Raw genomic sequence first — 18,458 nt, forward strand, 5'->3', positions numbered from 1 at the left:
GGGCCGTGACTTGCACGGCGATCAATACCCTCCTTGGCAGAGGTGATGGTCAGGGTCGCTGGAGCAGAGCCGCTGCAATTATTGAGTTCAAGTGTACTATTGAGTTGGTGCATTTATATCCCGATGGTTTACCGAGGCAACCATGGCCAATTTGCTGCTGATTGAAAGCCCTGGCAAGGTAAAGAAGCTGGGGCAAATCCTGGGTTCGGGCTGGGTGATCAAGGCCAGCATGGGCCACGTGCGCGAACTCGCCAACGACGGCGAAGATGCCCTCGGCTTTGATCTGGGGGCAGATTCCATCGACTGTCGCTACCAGCCCCGCGATGCCCGCTCCAAAAAGGTTCTATCAGAATTGCGCCAGGCGGTCAAAACCGCCGACTGCGTCTACATTGCTACTGATCCCGATCGCGAAGGCGAAACTATTGGCTGGCACCTGCAACAGGCGCTCAACCTGAAGAATCCTCGGCGGGTGGTCTACAGCGAAATTACTGCCCAGGCGGTGAGAGCGGCGATCGCCCATCCCCGCACCCTCGACCAAAGCCTAGTCGCCGCCGGACGCGCCCGCGACTGCCTCGACAAGCTGGTGGGCTACAAGGGCAGCCGCCACGTGGTTTGGCCCCTAAATAACGGCGCAAAATCCATGGGTCGAGTGCAGAGCGCCGCCCTGCATTTGCTCTGCGTGCGGGAACGAGCCATTCAAGCCTTTGTGCCCCAAGACTACTGGAGCGTGTGGGTCACCTACGGCGAGGGGTTCAAAGCCTTCTATCGCAGCAGCCCTAAGCCGCAGCGCAAGCCCGCCAAAGATGCGGAGGATAAGGGCACTGAGAACGAGTCGGAGCGGGTGACCACTCAAGATCGAGCGGATGCACTGGTGGCGATCGCCCGCGCCCATCCCCATCACGTCCTACAGATCGAAGGCAAACAGGCGACCCAATCGCCCCCGGCCCCCTTCGTCACTTCCACGCTGCAACAAGCCGCTGGTTCCAAACTCCACTTCAGCCCCGAGCACACCATGAAGGTGGCCCAGGCCCTCTACGAAAAGGGCCACATCACCTACATGCGCACCGATTCGATCACTCTCTCGGCCCCCTTTTGTGAGTCGGTGCGCCAGTACCTAGAGCAGCACGACCCCACCAACCTGCCCCGTAAAACCACCCGGCACCGGGCGGTTAAGGGATCTCAGGAAGCCCATGAAGCGATTCGCCCCACCGATGTCAATCACCTGCCCCAGCACCTCCAGCGCGAACTGTCGGCGGAACAGGCCCGCCTCTACGAGCTGATTTGGAACCGGGCAGTGGCCTCGCAGTGCGCCCCGGCCCGCCTGCGCAAAACTCGCATTGTCACCCAATCCGGCGACGCCTACTGGGAAGCCCGCGGCCAGGTGCTGGAGTTTGCGGGCTACACCCGCTACTGGAACAACCTCAGCGCCGATTCGGTATTGCCTGCCCTCACCCAGGGGCAATCGCTCCAGCTCGACCAGGCCCAGGCCGATGCCAAACAGACTCAGCCGCCGCCCCGCTACAGCGAACCCAAGCTGGTAAAGCTGATGGAGCAAAAAGGGATTGGCCGCCCCAGCACCTACGCCCCCACCATCAAAACTCTGCGGGAGCGGGAGTATGTGGATCTGCTCCAGGGTAAGCTCCAGCCGACGGCGCTGGGACTGGAGCTCGACGGGGCATTGGAGAAACTGCTGCCCGACCTGATTCAGCCGGAGTTTACCGCCCAGATGGAGACGGCCTTGGATGCGATCGCTACGGGCGACCAAGAATGGCAGGCCTATCTGCTCGACTGGCATCGGGGGTACTTTGCGCCGGCGATCGCCCAAGCTAAATCTCAGCTCCTCTCCCTGCCGACCTTTGCCGAGCATTCCCCGACACCGGGAGCCGTGACTTCTGTGCGATCATCCGCCACCAGGGCCAAGCCTGCCACCGGGCAGCCGACCAAAACCCAATGCCCTACCTGCGGCGAGGCGATGACCAAACTTGCCTCCCGTTCTAAAAAGATGAAAGCCAAACACTTTCTCAAATGCTCCGGCTGCGGCACCGTCATGTTTTGGAATGCTCAGGCCAAACGCTACGAGCTGCCCCAGGCCCAGCGCCAGGCGCTCAATTCGGAGATATTCACCGATCACCCCTGTCCCGTCTGCGGTGCCCTGCTAGAGCGCTATGCCTATACCAAAGAGGGGCAAGACAAAATCATGCTGCGCTGCTCAATTCTTGAAAATCGCCGGGGCAAGAAGTGTAAAGAGGTGGCTTTTTTCCAAAGCCGAGGGGAGTTTTGGTCGCCCAAATTTGGCACCTTGAAGTTACCGGCACCTAGCCCATAGTCGAGACTGAGGTAAGACAGCGATGATGATACAAAATCCTATCGTCAAGCGAATCAATCGTCCTGATTGAAATAGGCAAGACATAGCTTTAATTTCTGTTTGAGGCCTCATCTAAAAGCTTCTTTTGCAACTCTGGATAAATATTGTTTAGCTCGTGGATATCAGGAATTCGAAAAATATTTCTGGCCTGCAAGACTCCATAAACATCCCCTCTGACCTGAGGGAAAGAAAACCGTCTGCCCAATCCATCTTTGATAAGGTCGCCAAAAATACGACGACAAGACAGCTTGTAGAACTTGAACTGATCTCGACGTAGATTGTTGGAATGCTTTCTCAAAAAACAAGCCTGATTTAAAACAGAAAGTGCCGAGACAAGAAATCGCGGGAAGCGACCACCACCACTAGAATAGTGATGGAGTTGAGCATCTTCAGCAAGCACAAGCGCACCAGAACGGGTCACCCGATTAATAGCATCAAGATCTTCTGTAACCGCATAGTACCGTAGAGATGCGTCAAACAATTCTCGAGCTATGACATCCCGCCGGAATGTCATTTGACAGCCGCGACAGAGAGAAACAGGCTTAATATTGATCGACCGAGTTTCAACGGGCAATTCGTGATGGGGGAAATCGCCATCGTAGGGTATCCAAAGCTCATAAATATCCATTATTAGAATCTTTTTCCAAAACCATTGGAAGGCCGAATTTTTGCTTAGGAGATCCCAGGCTTTTTGGGAATAGCCAACCTCCTTTTGAGTATCTTGAATGGGGCTACCTCCAGGAGCAGTAGGGCTTTCTGCAATAGCGACAGAACTGATAACACCTTGGGTATCAGCCTCGTAGACTTGCATGACCGCCTCTGCGCAGCCTGGAAACATAAGAGAATCATCGTCAATTAAAAAGACTACGTCAGTCGTAGCTAGCCCTAAGCCCCGGTTCCTTTGGGCGGTAATGGAAGGAACCTCATAGTGCTCATAGATCCAGCGGATATCGCTGTGGTTGACAGCGGTATTCTTCTGGACATTTTCCCAGGTCTTTTCCCAGTTAGAGCTAGCGTCGATTACAATTATCTCTTCGGGCTTGCGAGTTTGTTCAACTGCCAACTGTAGACATAGAGGCAGAATTTTCTCGCGGTTGAAGGTGACAATTACCAATCCCCAAGATAAAGATTTCGACATAGGCTCAACCTGGTTTTTTGCGATCATTTGCAACTACATTTTATTCTACCTATTTACTAATCTATAACTTCAAGCGAATTTTCGATCGCACCACCGCCTCTGGCTGGGGTCGGCCCATGGGCGTGGTCAAGCGGTTGATCAGCAATCTCCACGAGTCGAGGTTTCTAGGAACTGATTCACCCAGCAGCAGCCCCGTTGCAAAAGTCCTAGAGCAATTGGTCAGGGCAGATTTGCCTAGCGCAGCTTGTTGGCCTGTCGGGGATAGCGCTCCCTGCTAGGATGGGTTTTGTGCCTTTGGGGTGCGCTGTTCTGTTGTCGAGCCCGCTATGCAAATCTATTTAGACTACAGCGCTACCACGCCCCCGCGCCCAGAGGCGATCGCAGCTTTGCAGACAGCAATGGCCGACCAGTGGGGCAACCCCTCTAGCCTGCACAGCTGGGGCAGTCAAGCCGCCACCGCGCTAGAGCAGGCGCGCCTGCAGGTGGCAGCGCTGCTCAACGCCGACCCTAACTCGGTGGTGTTTACGGCGGGGGGCACTGAGGCCGACAACCTGGCGCTGCTGGGGGTGGCCGGGCGCTACCGCGTGCCTCAGCATCTGATTATTTCGGCGGTGGAGCATTCGGCGGTGGAGCAGCCAGCCCAGCACCTCGAACAGCTGGGCTGGCAGGTGACCCGGCTGCCGGTAGATGCCCAGGGGCAGGTGAGCCCGACCGATCTGCGTCAGGCGCTGCGCGACAATACCGCGCTGGTGTCGATTATTTACGGTCAGAGCGAGGTGGGTACCCTGCAACCCATCGAGGTGCTGGGGCAGATAGCCCGTGACCACGGAGCGCTGTTTCACACCGATGCGGTGCAGGTGGCGGGGCGACTGCCCATTGATGTGCAAACCCTGCCGGTCGATCTGCTGTCGCTCTCTAGCCACAAGATCTACGGCCCCCAGGGGGCGGGGGCGCTATACGTGCGGCCAGGGGTGGATCTGGTGCCTCTGCTGGGGGGCGGCGGTCAGGAATTTGGCCTGCGCTCTGGCACCCAGGCGGTGCCGACCCTGGCGGGGTTTGGGGTGGCCGCAGCCCTGGCGGCGGCGGAAATGCCCGCTGAAACCCTGCGGCTGATGGGGCTGCGCGATCGCCTCTTTGACCAGCTTGCCAATGTGGCTGATCTAGTGCCCACGGGCGATCGCCGCCACCGACTGCCCCACCACGCTAGCTTTTGCATTGCCGCCGCCGATGGCGATCGCGTCAGCGGTCGCACCCTGGTGCGCGAGATGAACCTGGCGGGCATTGGCATCAGCGCTGGGTCGGCCTGCCACAGCGGCCAGGTCAGCCCCAGCCCAGTGCTGCTGGCGATGGGCTACGGCGATCGCGCGGCCCGCTGCGGCATTCGCCTCACCCTGGGGCGGCACACCACCGCCGCCGATATAGACTGGACGGCGATGGTGCTGCGCCAGGTGCTGCGGCGTGCCCTCGCTCCCCTAACCCTATCTCCGGTGTAGAGCTTGCTATGGATGGTGCTATGGATTCTGTGACGACTACGGGCGTTCCGGCCAGTCTCGAAGACGCGATCGCCCAGGCCCGAGGGGCTACCCAGGCCGCGATCCAGGCGGGGGTGCCCCGCATGATGGTTGAGCTAGTCTACTCCGAGCTGAAGGGCCTGCCCGTCGCCGAACTGTTTTACCCGGCCCTGCAAGAGCTGGGCCTGACCTTCAAAATTTACTTTCCCGACGCGGGGGCAGCGGCCCTGGCCCGCCGCAACTGGGGCAACCCCGAGTTTGTAGTGCGGGGCATCGGCGAGCTCCACAGCGAGATGGAGCCAGGCGACCAGGCCTACCTGTTTGTGGAGCCCTCGTCGATAGAAGTCAACCAGGTCGAGGAGATGTGCGCCCAGGCGGGCGATGCCTTTGTAATCATGCTCAACCCCAAGCTCGAAGACGTGGCCACCATTGGCATTGGCTACGCCGGACGGCAGCTGCGCGATCGCTTCCTCAGCACCCTAGAGCCGGTCTACTACCTGCGGCCCATGGAGGAGGTTGTGCTGCTGCGCTGCTACCCTTCCCCCTGGCAGGTGTGGCAGGAGACTAGCGCGGGCTACGAGCTGCTGGCCGAAACGCCCCAAAAGCCCTCCGGTGAAGCGATCGATCGCATCTTGATGGGCGAAGCCAGCCCCAACTCTGGCGAGCCCGGTGCTGCGGCCCCCAAAGGCAAACGAGGCGGGTTTTTAAGCGAGCTTCAGGGATTTATTCGCGCCCTGACCCAGTAAGTCAGCTACAGAGGCCAGCTAGGGCGGGTATCGCTGTTAGACTATTCCTGCCATCGAGCCCAAGATCGTGCCTCAGGGATACTGTCTTGGGCCTTGACCTGGGGTTATACTGCACTACACCCCTGCCCGATTGACCCCGCTCTCGATCGGCGCTGCTTTCAGGCCAACCCTGTTCTACGACCGGTGAGTTACGACAGCCCATGCGAATTCTTAAAACCCAGACTCTACGAGGGCCAAACTACTGGAGCATTCGCTACCCCAACCTGATTCTGATGCGGCTCGACCTAGAAGACCTCGCCGACCGCCCCTCCGACCAGATTCCTGGGTTCTACGAAGCTCTAGTAGAAACGCTCCCTAGCCTGATCGAGCACTTTTGTTCTCCGGGGCACCGGGGCGGCTTCTTGAGTCGGGTGCGCCAGGGCACCTACATGGGCCACATCGTCGAGCATGTCGCCCTTGAGCTGCAAACCATAGCCGGCATGCCCGTCGGCTTTGGCCGCACCCGCAGCGTGGCCGAGGCTGGAGTCTACCAAGTAGTGTTTGAGTACCAAAACGAGCAGGCTGGTCGCTATGCAGCCCGCGCCGCCGTGCGTCTCTGCAACAGCCTGGTCGAAACCGGTCACTACTCCAAAGAAGAGCTAGATCAAGACCTGGCCGACCTCACCGAGTTTCGCCTCGACGCGGCCCTCGGCCCCAGCACCGAAGCCATTGTGCGCGCTGCCGAAATCCAAGATATTCCCTGGATGCAGCTCTCTACCCGAGCCATGATTCAGCTCGGCTTCGGCCGCTACCAGCAGCGGGTGCAGGCCACCCTGAGCAGCAAGACCAGCATTTTGGCGGTAGAGCTGGCCTCCGACAAAGAGGGCACTAAGCAAATTCTGCGCAACGCCGGGGTGCCCGTGCCTCGGGGCACTGTGATCAACTATCTCGATGAGCTTGAGAATGCGATCGAGGATGTGGGCGGCTACCCCATCGTGATCAAGCCCCTCGACGGCAACCACGGGCGCGGCATTACCATCGATATCGACACCTTTGAGGCGGCAGAAGAAGCCTACGAAGCGGCTAAAGAGGTGTCTCGGGGTGTGATTGTCGAACGCTTTTACCGAGGCCGAGACCACCGCGTGCTGGTGATCAATGGCCGGGTGATTGCGGTGGCTGAGCGAGTGCCCGCCCACGTGGTCGGCGACGGCAAATCTACCATTGAGCAGCTGATTGAAATCACCAACCAAGACCCCCGCCGAGGGGTAGGCCACGACAACCTGCTGACCCGCATTGAGGTCGATCGCACCACCTGGCAACTGCTCGATCGCAAGGGCTACACCCTCGACACCGTGCTGCCCGAGGGCGAAATGTGCTATCTGCGGGCCACCGCCAACCTGAGCACGGGCGGCATCGCCATCGATCGCACCGACGATATCCACCCCGACAACATTTGGGTGGCCCAACGCATTGCCAAAACTATCGGGCTCGACATCGCCGGTATCGATGTCGTCACCTCCGACATCTCCAAGCCCCTGCGCGAGGTGGATGGGGTGATCGTTGAAGTCAACGCCGCCCCTGGACTGCGCATGCACGTGTGCCCCAGCGTGGGCATCGCCCGCAACGTAGCCGAGCCGATCTTGGCCATGCTGTTCCCGCCGGGGCAGCCCGCCCGCATTCCGGTGGTGGCAATCACCGGCACCAACGGCAAAACCACCACCACCCGCCTCACCGCCCACATCTTTAAGCAGACCGGGCAGATGGTGGGCTTTACCACCACCGACGGCATCTACATCGGCGACAATATGGTCGAGCCGGGCGACACCACCGGCCCCCAAAGCGCCCAGGTAATTTTGCAGGATCCCACCGTGGAGGTGGCGGTGCTGGAGACGGCGCGGGGCGGCATTCTGCGATCGGGCCTGGCCTTTAAAGACTGCGACATTGGCGTAGTGCTCAACGTGGCCGCCGACCACATGGGCCTAGGCGACATCGAAACCCTCGAAGATATGGCCCACCTCAAGAGTGTGGTGGCCGAAACCGTGCGCCCCAGCGGCTACGCCGTGCTCAATGCCGACGACCCCCTGGTAGCGGCCATGGCCCAAAAGGTGAAGAGCCAGGTGGCCTACTTCTCCATGGATCCCCACAATGACCTGGTGCGCAAGCATTCTCAACAGGGGGGATTGGCGGCTATCTACGAACAGGGCTATTTGTCGATTCTCAAGGGCGACTGGCTACTGCGCATTGAGCAGGCCGACAAGGTGCCCCTAACCATGGGCGGCAAGGCTCCCTTCCAGATCGCCAACGCCCTGGCCGCCAGTCTCGCTGCCTTTGCCCAGGGGGTGGATATTGGCTTCATTCGCCAGGCGCTGCACACCTTTGAGGCCTCGACCGACCAGACCCCTGGCCGTATGAACCTATTTAACCTGGGCCGGTTCCACGCCCTGGTTGACTATGCCCACAACCCCGCCAGCTATGAAGCCCTGGGCGGCTTTGTCAAGAACTGGCCGGGTAAGCGCATTGGTGTCGTGGGTGGGCCTGGCGATCGCCGCGACGATGACTTCATCACCCTCGGCAAGCTGGCGGCCCAGATGTTTGACGACATTGTGGTCAAAGAGGACGACGACACCCGGGGGCGGAGCCGGGGCGACGCCGCCAAGTGGATTGTCCACGGCATTGAGGAGGGATCGGGCCACGCCAGCTATCGCACGATTCTCGACGAGACCGAGGCGATCAACACCGCCCTCGACGGCGCTGAGGACGACAGCCTGGTGGTAATTTTGCCGGAGACCGTGACTAGGGCGATCGCCCTGATCAAAGCCCGCAACCCGCTGCCCCAGATCAAGTCGGGGCTGAATGGCACCGCCGAGCCCCAGTCTACACCCATCGACCAGTACGCCCAGGTGCATCCCTAAGCAATGCCCATCTCAAACGGGCGTCCCTAGAATCTAGGGACGCCCGTTTGAGTATAGGAAACTAAAACTCCAGCAGTCGGTTGATAAACTCCGCTTCTAAGGATTTCTGCTGGAGATCGCGAGAAATTTTTAGACCTAGGGTAAAGGCCTGCTCGGCTCGGGCTGCGTCCCCCGTCAGCATGTAGTAGTCACCCAGGGCTCGATAGCTGAGGGCCGTTTGCAGATCGGGCGGGACGGTTCCCAAGGTGAGGGCGGCGCGCTGGTCGAGGTAGGTCTTGGCCTGTACCAGGTCGTCCCGCTCCAGGTAGATGCCCGCCAGGCCATCCAGGGCGCGAATTTGTAGGGCGCGATCGCCCGCCTCAACCCCGGCCCGTAGCCCCACTCGGTAGGCTCCAATGGCGTTAGATTCACGGCCCAGGGCCACATAAACATCCCCCAAACTGTTCGACGAGTGGGCCTCGCCCACGTAGTCGCTGGCCAAAATGCGGTAGTTAGTGGCGGCCTCAAGCAGCTGCACCGCCGCTTCCAGGTCACCCCGCTGGGTTGCCACCTGCCCCAGATTGCTGAGAGAAACGCCAATGGCCCGCGAATCGCCCGTGGCGCGAGCTATTTGTAGGGCTTCTGCAAAGTGGGCCTGCCCTTCGATCAGCTGCCCTCGGTTGACGTAGAGGTTGCCCAGGTTGTTGAGGCCGTACACCTGCCCCAGCAGATCGTCGTTGTCGCGGGCTGTGCCCACCCGCAGCACAAAGGCACGCTCGGCTTCGGGGTAGAGGCCCAGGGTGGCCAGGGCGGCCCCCATCGAGCCGTAGGCTCGCCCCGCCGACTGGCCATCGTCCAGCAGGCGATAGATTTCTGCCGCCTCGGCCCAGGAATTGACGGCTTCGATCAGATCGCCCTCCGTCAGCTGCTGATTGCCCAACTGCATCCAGCCGTCAGCGACATCCCTTGACTCACCGCGAGTAGCGCTGTTAGGGCGCAGATCGAGCTGTTCTTCCAGGTTGGCCGCCGGGGCTACTTGCCCGCTCAGCAGTACCAATACCAGTGCCCCCAGGCTCACCCCCAGGCTCAATTTACCGATGTGCTTCATAGCCATTCTCCCCCTCCCCAGGGTCTTCGTTGCGGGGTCAGCTGAATTAGTTGGCCCATTCGCCACCAACGTCTCCGGCGGTGCCCACCAGTCCAGCATCTACCAAGCCTGTTCCCTCTAGATCGGGCACGGTCAGCAGGCCGTCGAGATCGTCGGGCAGGGGGTCAGGTCGCAGCGATCCACCGCCCAGGTAAATTTCGCGAATGTCCTCGGGCAGGGCCGACTCCAAATGTTGAAAAGCCAACCCCAGCTTGTGGCGCACCTCTGCCGCCGTAAGGGATTCACCCTCGGCCTGGAGGTAGGCGGCAATACGGTTCTCGCTCCAGCGAAAGGTCAGGGCCATGACGGCCACCAGCCGCTCTACCGGCGGCAGGCGGTCGAGGGCCTGCTCAACGTAGCACCACAGGGGCGGCGTCGCCTGATCGAGGGAATAGTGAATGGTCTCAACCTCGGGCACCACTGCCTGGTTGATGCAGAGGGCGGTGATATTGATCAGCCAGTTTTGCAGGGTAAACGCGCCCGGCCCCTCGCCCGCCGCCGCCTCGGGGCAATCGACACCGCCCAGCTCGTGGAGAATGTGCCGCCAGGTGAGGGCAAATAAGTACTCGGCCTGCACGGGCGATCGCGCCGAGTGGCGAATCAGGCTGTAAACCATGGGGCTGTAGCGACAGAAAATCGCCGTAAAATAACGCCCCGCATCGCCGTGGCGCTGAAACAGCTGCACCAGCTCGCGATCGCTCAAATGGTGCAGCGACTGCACCAGCCTGTGGTCGCACTCAGGAAAGGTAGGAATAGGCGCTGGGCTAGACATAGGTTGAGCCGTGGAGAACGTTGACCAAAGCCACCCTCAAAATCTGCGATCGCAACTGACCAAGGCGGCGGGTTAAATCAGCCTTTAATATACCTAGCGTGGCGATTTTAGCGACGTAATTTTTTTGAAACTCAGGGATTTCCCCATCCCTAGCCCCAACCTGCTGCCCCCGGCCCAGCCAGTACCGAAGCCCTTGGGGAGTTTATTGCAGAATTGATACACTAGTTACGAGATATTCTATTCAGGCGAGGGCCACCATCGCCGCTGTAGTTAACCCTGTGAGTGGGCCTATGCTGCTTGACCTAGTCTCCCCCAACCTCTGCCTGGCGTCCCTCCTGGGGCTGCCCCTCGACAGCATCATGTCGACCCAGGGCATTATGGTCATGCTGCTGGTGGCCTACGCCGGGGCCATGTGGATGTTTCTCAAGGGTGCCCCCAAGGTCTACACGGTGATGGTGTCTGATTTGGAGGTGGCCCGCCGCTTCTACGAGGGTATGCTCAACCTGCCCGCCGCCGAAGTGCCCCTGCACTATTACTACAACTACGAGCAAACCCTGGGTACCGCTGGTCTCGACCCTCTGTACATGGGCGGGGCCACCAGCCTGGCCAACCAGAGCGCCATGAGTAGCCCCGAAGGGCTGTGGTACCAACTGCGCAAAAATACTCAGCTCCATGTGGTGGGCGGAGCCAGCCTGGGCCACCGCAACCAGCAGCGCCACGTCTGCTTTGACCACAACTGCCTAGAGTACATTTTGATGCGGGTACAGCTCGGCGGCGTTCAGCACAAAATTCGCAACGAAAAGCCCCTCAACTTTCTCGTCAAAGACTACGACAACCAGGTGATTGAGCTGGCAGAAATCGACGATTAGCAGCTGACTAATGCTAGGTAGAAGCTCGAAGTTGTGAGGTGTCGAACCCGCTTCACTAGAGCATTGGCCAGCACCAGCAGGGGAGTCACCAGGGCGATCCCGGGACGGATACTCGGTTCGAGTCGGTTCCCGAACGCTTTGCGAATCGCACCATAGATTGTCAGTTGCCGCTGCTGCATGATTAGGTTTCAGGGAAGGGGGTTTGCTTGGCTGAATTCCCCCATCATCCCTAGGGAATCTGATAACCCCCTGAAGCTCTGTTAGAACTCTGATCTAGGAGTTCTTATCTAGCAGTCATCCAATTCTCAGCGCATTTTTAGCCCTGCCATCCCGGGTATCCCCCTCCAAAATCGCCAATCCAACATCCAAAATCACCTAGGGTCTAAACAGACTCATCAACAGCGCCACCAAAGAAATCGCCAGACAGGCCCCCAGGCTGAGGCAGCTAAACCAGATGATTTGGTTGGCCTGGCGCTGGGCCTCGGCCAGCATGCGGTTGGCCTGGTTTTTAGCCTCTAGCTCCAGGCGCACCATTTTGGCATCCCACTCTTGGCTGGCGGAGAGGTAGCGGTAATCGAGATCGCTGAGGCTTTTGTCAGCCGCCCATTGCAGGGCATCTTGCAGGGCCTGGCCCATGAGCAGACGCGAGTCATCCTGAAAGTTTGAGGCCACCCAGGCTTGCAGCATGACGGCGTAGGGGCGCTGCTGGGCGAGGCTCTGGTTGACCCAACCGGGGTTGAAAACTTGGGCGTAGATGGGGTTGGCGATCTGGAGGTGCCCGTCGCGGGCGATCGCAATTCCTGACAGCTTTAGCTCGGCCTGGTCTATGCCGCCGTCAGTAGGAATCGTCTCTGCGGTGAGAATGCGCTGGTACAGGCTGAGCAAGCGACTCGATCGCAGTTCGTCGGCCAGCAGGCGATCGCGAATGGTGCGCAGGTGTTCGGGGTCGTCCTGGGCTTCCCACTGGTGAATCAGGCGCGATCGCACCAACGCTTCCACCCTCGCCCCCTCGGCCCCCGCCCCGATGAAATTGTCCCGATGGGCCGTCTGAATGAGATCGCAGAGTTTTTGGGTCAAAAAGGGCTGCCCGCCAGTCCAGTGCAGCACCGCCGCCAGCACCTGTTCGGGTCGCTCCGCCAGCCCCACCAGCCCCGCTGCCAGGGGAGCGGCCTCAGCCTGCGTAAAGCCCGCTAGGGAAATCGCCCGGCCAATGTTGAACGGCGTTTGGTGCGCCTCCGTCACCAGGTCGTGGGGAGTGGCTACCCCAAACAAGGCCCAGTTGAGGCGGCGGTAGGCAGGATTCTCAGCCCGCTGGTTGTAGCAGAAGCGCACTAACCCAAAAAAATCCCCTACCCCAAAGCTCAGCCCCTTCACGCTGTCAATTTCATCCAAAAAAATGAACAGCGGCTGGTCGGGCTGGGGGGTGAGGAGGACGGTTTCGATCCAGTAGCTCAGTTTTTGCACGGGTGGTAGCGGCCCCAGCCCCTGCCACCAAGTCGGCAAATCAACCCCATCGGGCAGTTGAAACTTGCGCCGCAGGTCAAAGGCCAGGCCCAGGTACCACTGCTCGGGGCTAATCTGCTGACTGCCAATGCGGGTGAGGTCGATCGCCGCGCAGCGCCCCATGCCGTTGGTCTCTAGCCGCTGGCGGGTGCGCAGCCGCAGGCTTGACTTGCCCATCTGCCGCGAGGTGAGCACGTAGCACAGCTCGCCCTGGAGCAGCGATCGGTAGAGGGTGCGATCGGCCTCTCGCTCTATGTAGGTGGGGTCATCGGCGGCGAGGCTGCCCCCCACCCGGTACTCAACCATAGGCCGAACTCAAGGATGGCGGTAGAAACTGGAGAAAATACTGGCGGTAGAGTTCGCAACTGGCAGTGGCCAGGTTTTTGCTCAGGGTGACCAGGCCCAGACTTTCGAGGCGGTAGGCGGCAATCGGCTCCAGGGCCACGGGGGTCACCGACTCGATGACGTAGCGAAAGGCCACCTGCAAGTCAGGGTGGGGGTACAGGGCGGCCAACAATTCTCGCAGATGATCGCTGTAGATGCCCGACTGGGTGGGGGCTTCTTCGATCAGCTGCTCTAGGCTAAGCTCGCCCTGGGCCAGGGCGTAGAGGGCCAGCCGCACCAGCCCTGGCCGACAGCTCACCGCCTGCAACAGCGATCGCAGCCTCTGAGCACCGTCCCGCCCCGTAGCCCAGGGTAGCTGGTGGCGGCAGGCCAGATCCTGCACCTGGTCTAGGGTAAAGGGGGGCAGCCGCAGGGCCAGCCCCACATTAAAGGGCGACTGGTGCAGTTGCAGCGGCACATACACCTCCGTAGCGTGGGAGAGAATCCAGCGCACACGGCCCCAGGCCTCAATTTCGCGGGCGTCTTCGTACCACGATCGCAGCAGCGGCAAAAACTCCGCCGACAGTCTCGGGTACTGAAACAGCTCATTGACCTCATCAAGGGCGATCGCCAGCGGCCCATCCACCCGAGGCAGTACGTAGTCTTCCAGGTAGGCGGTGCAGCTCACCTTGCTACCAATGTCACCATTCCAGCGGCGCTCCAGGTCGGGCTCTAGGCCCAGTTGGTGACCAATGTTGGCGCAAAACCAGCGCAGAAACAGATCTAGATCGGCAAAAATCTGGCGATCGGCTCGGTGCAGGCTCAGGGTCACGCAGCGCATGTGGTGGTCTTGGCCATGGGCCACCAGTCGCCGCAGTAGAGAGGTTTTGCCCATCTGGCGCGGAGCCTTGAGGCGAATCAGGCTGCCCGGTTTGAGCAGTTCTGCCTTGGCTTGGGCCTCCAGGGGCGGGCGATCGATGTAAAAGGTGGACTGTAGCGGTACTGGCCCATTGGGCAACTCCCACACTGGCGGAGATAGGCTGACCTCAAGGCGATCGGCCAGGGTCAGCGCAGGGCTGCTCTGGCTACGGGCATGGCGCTCTAGCACAGCTCGAATATTGCTTTTAGAAACCTTTTGGTTGAGCGACTCAGACAGCGCCTGCCACAGTCGAAACCCCACATCGCGGATATAGCTGTGGTCGTAGCCGCAGCTCTCGGCAATTTCTGCATAGGTTTTGCCCTCCCATACCTGGCTAAAAACGGTTTCTTGCAGGTTGCTGAAGGTGCTACCCGGCAGCAGTTGATCTAGCAAGGCTAGAGCTTCGTCGGCACGCATAGCAGTGGGGAAAAACACTGACGCTATCATAGCGAACCGAGTTGGAGGGGTTTGGAGGGATGGGGGAGGTGGGGAAGATGGGGAGGTGGGGTGATGGGGTGATGGGGTGATCGTAGCGTGGGTTAGGCGGGCGGGGGTTGAAGCAATCGACCCAGCCACTCCATCACCGCCGTAACCCACGGCTTTGTCAGAAAGCAGGAGATGGGAGGCCGTAGCGTGGGTTAGCCGTAGGGTGGGCACTGCCCACCACCGGGGACAAAGTTTTTCAGAAGTCGCCTTAGAGCTATCGACCCAGCCCCTCCAGCACGGCCGTAACCCACGGCTGGAGAAGAAATGATCAGGGCGCGGCAACAGAGATGCAGTGCACAGGTTGGGCCATTCCCCCCGGCGGTGCGTAGGCCCACAGCAGCTTGGCATGAATACCCAGGTAGTCGAGGCCCGAGTGGGCCGGTTGGGCCAGGGCCAAGGCAGGCCGGATCGGCTCTGCAACAAAGGTTCCCTGGATTTTGTCGAGACAATTCGTCAAGACCAGCAGCGGTGTAATGATAGACAGCGCCGTCAAGATCACTCGATGGTTGAAGCTCAATGGCATACCGCCCACCGGGTCATCGCTTTGATGGTTGTCCTGGGTCAGTAGCGTAGAGTCGAGCGGGCTGAATGAGGATTGCACGGTAGGGTTGCCCATAGCTAAACCGATGAAGTAGCAGGTTGATTCAATGACAGAAGGCCGTTATTCCGAAAGCTCTTGATAGGGCGGCAGGGAAGGGATCTCGACGCCGTAGCGGGTCGGGTCGGGGCGATGGTTGGCCTGCCAGTGAGCCCCTGAGGGATGAGCGCTGCGGGCAAAGGCAATCACATCATTGACGATGCGGTTGAGCCGTTCGGCTTCTTCTAGGGCCAGAGTTAGGCGCTGGCGGGCAACCTGGGGCAGCGGCATTCGCTGGCACAGTTGCAGACCGTTGATGATCACGGTGAGGGGGCTGCGCATGTCGTGCACTAAACCGACGGTGTTCTCGCCAATTTCGGCCAGGTAGAGCAGGTATTGCTGGCTGTGGGCAATAGGCGGTGGGTCGGGGGGCAGGCGCAGTCCTGGTTTGAGGGGTGGGCCGAGGGGCGGTGAGATGGTGGGATTGGTGAAGTGGGGATGGGGGTAGTTAGTCATAGGGTGGGTGAGGGGTAGGGGGTGGTAGAGCATCCTCAGAGGAGAAAGGGTAGGGGTAGACCTATGTGTCTACCCTGAATCTTGGCCTTGGGGTATTTAGAGGGTGGAGAGGGCATCTAAAAGGGCGGTTTGGGTGGGGGCACCGTGGTAGCGGTGGCCATTGATGAAAAAGGCGGGGGTCTCGACGACGCCGCTGGCGCGACCGCTGGCGATATCAGTCTGGATGCGACTGACGAAGCGATCGCCCGTTACCTCCCGCAAAAACTGCCGCACATCGAGCTTTAGATCAGCGGCGTACTCGACCAGGTAGCCGCTGCCCAGGGCGTGCCGATGGGTATACAGACAGTGGTGCATGGGCCAAAATTTGCCTTGACTGGCAGCGGCTTCGGCAGCTTCGGCGGCATGCTGGGCGTGGGGATAGACCTCGCTGCGAGGAAAGTGGCGAAATACAAAGCAAAGCTGATCGCCCAGGTGCTCTAGCAAATTCATCAGCAGCGGATAGGCGGAGCCGCAGTTGGGGCACTGGTAGCCGCCATACTGCACCAGGGTTAGGTGGGCGGTGGGTGGCCCCCATAGGTGGTCGCCCGGGCCAACGGGGGCGGTCAAAATAGACACAGGGAGCACCATAGCGGGGAGAGCCGAGAAGTTATCCGTAACTGTAGGGGGCGAAGCAACAACTGTCGCGCCTCGTAAGACTAAGATTGTGGCTGTTCCTGGGGGTGGCTATAGACCTAGCCAAAAGGTCAGGATGAGCCCTAGAGTGCAGGCTCGCATCGCTGCCCTGGGCGCTGCTTTAGAGGGGGGCAAACTGCCCTGCTGGGTGGTTGAATTTAAGAGCTTTCCAGGAAAGAAGATACCGGCCTGACTACCTGACAGAAGCCACTGTAGGGTGGGTACTGCCCACCAGTGAAAAACTTTTTTCGAGAAGTTACCTTAGCTGGCTTTAGCATGTCTAGATAAACGTTTAAACGTGCGATCGCTTGAGCATTTTTAGGGTTGATTGAGGTTTTAGTCCATGCGACTAAGCAGGCAGGCGCAATTAAATATAAGACGTTGCAGGTTGGGTTGAGGCACGCAATACAACGCCCGCATGGGTTACGCTATCGCTAACCCATCCTACTTTTGAACTAGCCCACCCATTTACAGCTATACAAAGGCGTGCCCAGTCCCCAGGACGACACAAAATACTCTTTCACAGCCAACAACCTAACCATTAGGACAGGTCAAATCCCTAACAATAGTTGGGAGAGAGAACTCGTCTCGGGCATAGCAACAAGCGGTGGCAGGCTCTATAGAGTGGAGGCGAGTCCCCTATTCAGAAAAAGAGGAAATTTCGCCCCCATGAACCTACGTAAACGAGCTATTTTTTTGGTGAGTTTTCTGCTCGCCGTGGTTTTATCGATCGCATCCACCAGCTTTGCCGCTGGGCCTAATGGCGTAGCTGAGGCCAACGCAATTCTCACCACCGCCGCGCAAGAATCGGGGCGACCGGCCTATTCTGAACGCACCGCCGTCGCCTTTAAGCCCAGCGACAATGTCTATGTCAAAAGTGCGCTGGCGGTGGATTTTACCCTGGGCAGCGCCACGGTAACCTTGCCCTTATACCGGGGCCTTTCTCCCCAGGGTGAGTCCGTCTATTACATTTTGACGGAGGCCTCTGATTTTGATGTCGCTAAGACCTTGGGCATCAATTATTCTCCCAAAATGAAGCATGTAATTGGCACGGCGGGCGCTCAACCGGTGACCCTAACGCAGGGCATTATGCAGTTCCAGGGCAACATCGACTTTTCGCCAGAATATCAGGTTGAGCCCGGTTCGCCGAACCCGTTTCCGCCGGCGGTGGCAACCCCTGGGGCGATCGCCGATGCCCAATATTCTTCCATGGCGGTGATGCCCAGCGGCGTGGTGCTCAACGCCCAGATCGTCCACAATGCCTCCGGCAGCCACGATCGCCTGGAGGCTATTGATCTAGAAAACAGAACCGTCACAATGTCGATTTTGGATGGCTTCCAGGGCGGGCGGCAGTACTTCTATCACCTGGTCACCGACGTGTCGGCGGATGTGCCCTCGGTGCTCGAAAAAGGGGTGTTTGCCCCGAAGCTGGCGGATATTCCGGCCTTTGGCAAATCGCTGCCTGCTGATGAGTCGGCGCTGCTGGGCTTTTCGCCCGTGCTCAACGGCATTAGCGATACCAGCACCGGGCAGCACCAGGGGTTTGTGGCGTCGCTGGCTAACAACGGCATCGACCCAATCAACGTGTTTCCCTACGGTCCCGACAACGACAACCCATCAGCGGACAACAACTACAGCCCCCTGTGGGATGCCCACGTGAGCATGTGGACGGAAGGGGCGATCGCAGCCAACAAAGTACGCCGCATCACCTCCCTGGAAGATCTGCAAGGGTTGATCACCAGCGGCCTGGTCACCGATGCGGTGATCAACCCCGAGGGGCCGGGCAACCCCTGGCTGTTTGGCCTGCGCCCCACCCAGGCGACAATCAACTGCCCGGTGATTGCCCATCCGGTGCTGGAAAATTAGGCTAAGGGATGCAATCGCAACCGGGTTAGAGGATGTTTGAAAAGTCCTACTTCTTGTAGCAAAAGTGGAGATCCCCCTTGTATCTTAAGAACCAGGACGGTAGACCGATGTCCCCCTGGTTCTAGAAACCGAGATTTAGTCCAGGTCGCCGTTCCACCATTTGTCAACAGCTCGAAA

The 18,458-nt window shown here is 59.6% G+C and carries 14 protein-coding genes; 6 read left to right on the forward strand and 8 right to left on the reverse strand.

What is annotated here, in order from left to right:
* The first annotated feature begins 142 nt into the window (after positions 1-142).
* Positions 143-2,326 (forward strand): type I DNA topoisomerase, encoded by a 2,184-nt coding sequence (gene topA, locus VB780_RS13495; protein WP_323351679.1) that lies wholly within the window; start codon positions 143-145, stop codon positions 2,324-2,326.
* 88 nt (positions 2,327-2,414) lie between these two features.
* On the opposite strand, the gene VB780_RS13500 is transcribed toward topA, so the two are convergent.
* Positions 2,415-3,503, reverse strand: coding sequence for a glycosyltransferase family 2 protein (locus tag VB780_RS13500; protein ID WP_323351680.1), 1,089 nt, complete (start codon positions 3,501-3,503; stop codon positions 2,415-2,417).
* 326 nt (positions 3,504-3,829) lie between these two features.
* On the opposite strand from VB780_RS13500, the gene VB780_RS13505 reads away from it, so the two are divergent.
* The 3 genes from VB780_RS13505 to cphA all read left to right on the forward strand — a co-directional run bounded on the left by VB780_RS13505 (position 3,830) and on the right by cphA (position 8,651).
* On the forward strand, positions 3,830-4,996 hold the full coding sequence (locus VB780_RS13505) for a cysteine desulfurase family protein (protein WP_323351681.1): 1,167 nt from the start codon (positions 3,830-3,832) through the stop codon (positions 4,994-4,996).
* Positions 4,997-5,016: 20 nt separating this feature from the next.
* Entirely contained in the window at positions 5,017-5,760 is a 744-nt protein-coding gene (locus VB780_RS13510) for a DUF1995 family protein (RefSeq protein WP_323351682.1), read from the forward strand.
* A gap of 200 nt (positions 5,761-5,960) precedes the next feature.
* Positions 5,961-8,651 carry a cyanophycin synthetase gene (cphA, locus tag VB780_RS13515; protein WP_323351683.1) on the forward strand — a complete coding sequence of 897 codons (2,691 nt, stop codon included), beginning with the start codon at positions 5,961-5,963 and terminating at the stop codon, positions 8,649-8,651.
* Between the two features lie 61 nt (positions 8,652-8,712).
* On the opposite strand, the gene VB780_RS13520 is transcribed toward cphA, so the two are convergent.
* Both VB780_RS13520 and VB780_RS13525 read right to left on the reverse strand, forming a co-directional pair.
* Positions 8,713-9,744, reverse strand: a complete 1,032-nt coding sequence (locus VB780_RS13520) for a tetratricopeptide repeat protein (protein WP_323351684.1) — start codon at positions 9,742-9,744, stop codon at positions 8,713-8,715.
* A gap of 40 nt (positions 9,745-9,784) precedes the next feature.
* Entirely contained in the window at positions 9,785-10,549 is a 765-nt protein-coding gene (locus tag VB780_RS13525; RefSeq protein ID WP_323351685.1) for a sigma-70 family RNA polymerase sigma factor, read from the reverse strand.
* 290 nt (positions 10,550-10,839) lie between these two features.
* Between VB780_RS13525 and VB780_RS13530 the strand changes: the two genes are divergently transcribed.
* Entirely contained in the window at positions 10,840-11,418 is a 579-nt protein-coding gene (locus VB780_RS13530; protein ID WP_323351686.1) for a glyoxalase-like domain protein, read from the forward strand.
* 375 nt (positions 11,419-11,793) lie between these two features.
* Here VB780_RS13530 and VB780_RS13535 read toward each other — a convergent pair whose 3' ends face one another.
* From VB780_RS13535 to VB780_RS13555, 5 genes are all read right to left on the reverse strand, one after another.
* Positions 11,794-13,227: an AAA-like domain-containing protein gene (locus VB780_RS13535; RefSeq protein ID WP_323351687.1), complete on the reverse strand. Its 1,434-nt coding sequence runs from the start codon at positions 13,225-13,227 to the stop codon at positions 11,794-11,796.
* Positions 13,220-14,581, reverse strand: a complete 1,362-nt coding sequence (locus tag VB780_RS13540; RefSeq protein ID WP_323351688.1) for an AAA-like domain-containing protein — start codon at positions 14,579-14,581, stop codon at positions 13,220-13,222. The genes VB780_RS13535 and VB780_RS13540 overlap by 8 nt, the downstream gene beginning before the upstream one ends.
* 337 nt (positions 14,582-14,918) lie before the next feature.
* A complete protein-coding gene (locus tag VB780_RS13545; protein ID WP_323351689.1) occupies positions 14,919-15,266 on the reverse strand; it encodes a hypothetical protein in 348 nt (115 codons plus the stop codon).
* Positions 15,267-15,311: 45 nt separating this feature from the next.
* Positions 15,312-15,743 (reverse strand): histidine kinase dimerization/phospho-acceptor domain-containing protein, encoded by a 432-nt coding sequence (locus VB780_RS13550; RefSeq protein WP_323351690.1) that lies wholly within the window; start codon positions 15,741-15,743, stop codon positions 15,312-15,314.
* A gap of 96 nt (positions 15,744-15,839) precedes the next feature.
* On the reverse strand, positions 15,840-16,370 hold the full coding sequence (locus VB780_RS13555) for a DsbA family protein (protein WP_323351691.1): 531 nt from the start codon (positions 16,368-16,370) through the stop codon (positions 15,840-15,842).
* A 714-nt stretch (positions 16,371-17,084) separates the two neighbouring features.
* On the opposite strand from VB780_RS13555, the gene VB780_RS13560 reads away from it, so the two are divergent.
* Positions 17,085-18,281, forward strand: a complete 1,197-nt coding sequence (locus VB780_RS13560) for a hypothetical protein (RefSeq protein ID WP_323351692.1) — start codon at positions 17,085-17,087, stop codon at positions 18,279-18,281.
* Positions 18,282-18,458 lie beyond the last annotated feature (177 nt).

It is taken from the genome of Leptolyngbya sp. CCNP1308 (assembly GCF_034932455.1).
In the GTDB taxonomy this organism is placed as follows: domain Bacteria; phylum Cyanobacteriota; class Cyanobacteriia; order Phormidesmidales; family Phormidesmidaceae; genus Nodosilinea.

What these genes read in the sequence shown, in the direction of transcription:
- topA (WP_323351679.1), top strand. Translation starts at nt 143, where the DNA reads ATGGCCAATTTGCTGCTGATTGAAAGCCCTGGCAAGGTAAAGAAGCTG.
- VB780_RS13500 (WP_323351680.1), bottom strand. Translation starts at nt 3,503, where the DNA reads ATGTCGAAATCTTTATCTTGGGGATTGGTAATTGTCACCTTCAACCGC.
- VB780_RS13505 (WP_323351681.1), top strand. Translation starts at nt 3,830, where the DNA reads ATGCAAATCTATTTAGACTACAGCGCTACCACGCCCCCGCGCCCAGAG.
- VB780_RS13510 (WP_323351682.1), top strand. Translation starts at nt 5,017, where the DNA reads ATGGATTCTGTGACGACTACGGGCGTTCCGGCCAGTCTCGAAGACGCG.
- cphA (WP_323351683.1), top strand. Translation starts at nt 5,961, where the DNA reads ATGCGAATTCTTAAAACCCAGACTCTACGAGGGCCAAACTACTGGAGC.
- VB780_RS13520 (WP_323351684.1), bottom strand. Translation starts at nt 9,744, where the DNA reads ATGGCTATGAAGCACATCGGTAAATTGAGCCTGGGGGTGAGCCTGGGG.
- VB780_RS13525 (WP_323351685.1), bottom strand. Translation starts at nt 10,549, where the DNA reads ATGTCTAGCCCAGCGCCTATTCCTACCTTTCCTGAGTGCGACCACAGG.
- VB780_RS13530 (WP_323351686.1), top strand. Translation starts at nt 10,840, where the DNA reads ATGCTGCTTGACCTAGTCTCCCCCAACCTCTGCCTGGCGTCCCTCCTG.
- VB780_RS13535 (WP_323351687.1), bottom strand. Translation starts at nt 13,227, where the DNA reads ATGGTTGAGTACCGGGTGGGGGGCAGCCTCGCCGCCGATGACCCCACC.
- VB780_RS13540 (WP_323351688.1), bottom strand. Translation starts at nt 14,581, where the DNA reads ATGCGTGCCGACGAAGCTCTAGCCTTGCTAGATCAACTGCTGCCGGGT.
- VB780_RS13545 (WP_323351689.1), bottom strand. Translation starts at nt 15,266, where the DNA reads ATGGGCAACCCTACCGTGCAATCCTCATTCAGCCCGCTCGACTCTACG.
- VB780_RS13550 (WP_323351690.1), bottom strand. Translation starts at nt 15,743, where the DNA reads ATGACTAACTACCCCCATCCCCACTTCACCAATCCCACCATCTCACCG.
- VB780_RS13555 (WP_323351691.1), bottom strand. Translation starts at nt 16,370, where the DNA reads ATGGTGCTCCCTGTGTCTATTTTGACCGCCCCCGTTGGCCCGGGCGAC.
- VB780_RS13560 (WP_323351692.1), top strand. Translation starts at nt 17,085, where the DNA reads ATGAACCTACGTAAACGAGCTATTTTTTTGGTGAGTTTTCTGCTCGCC.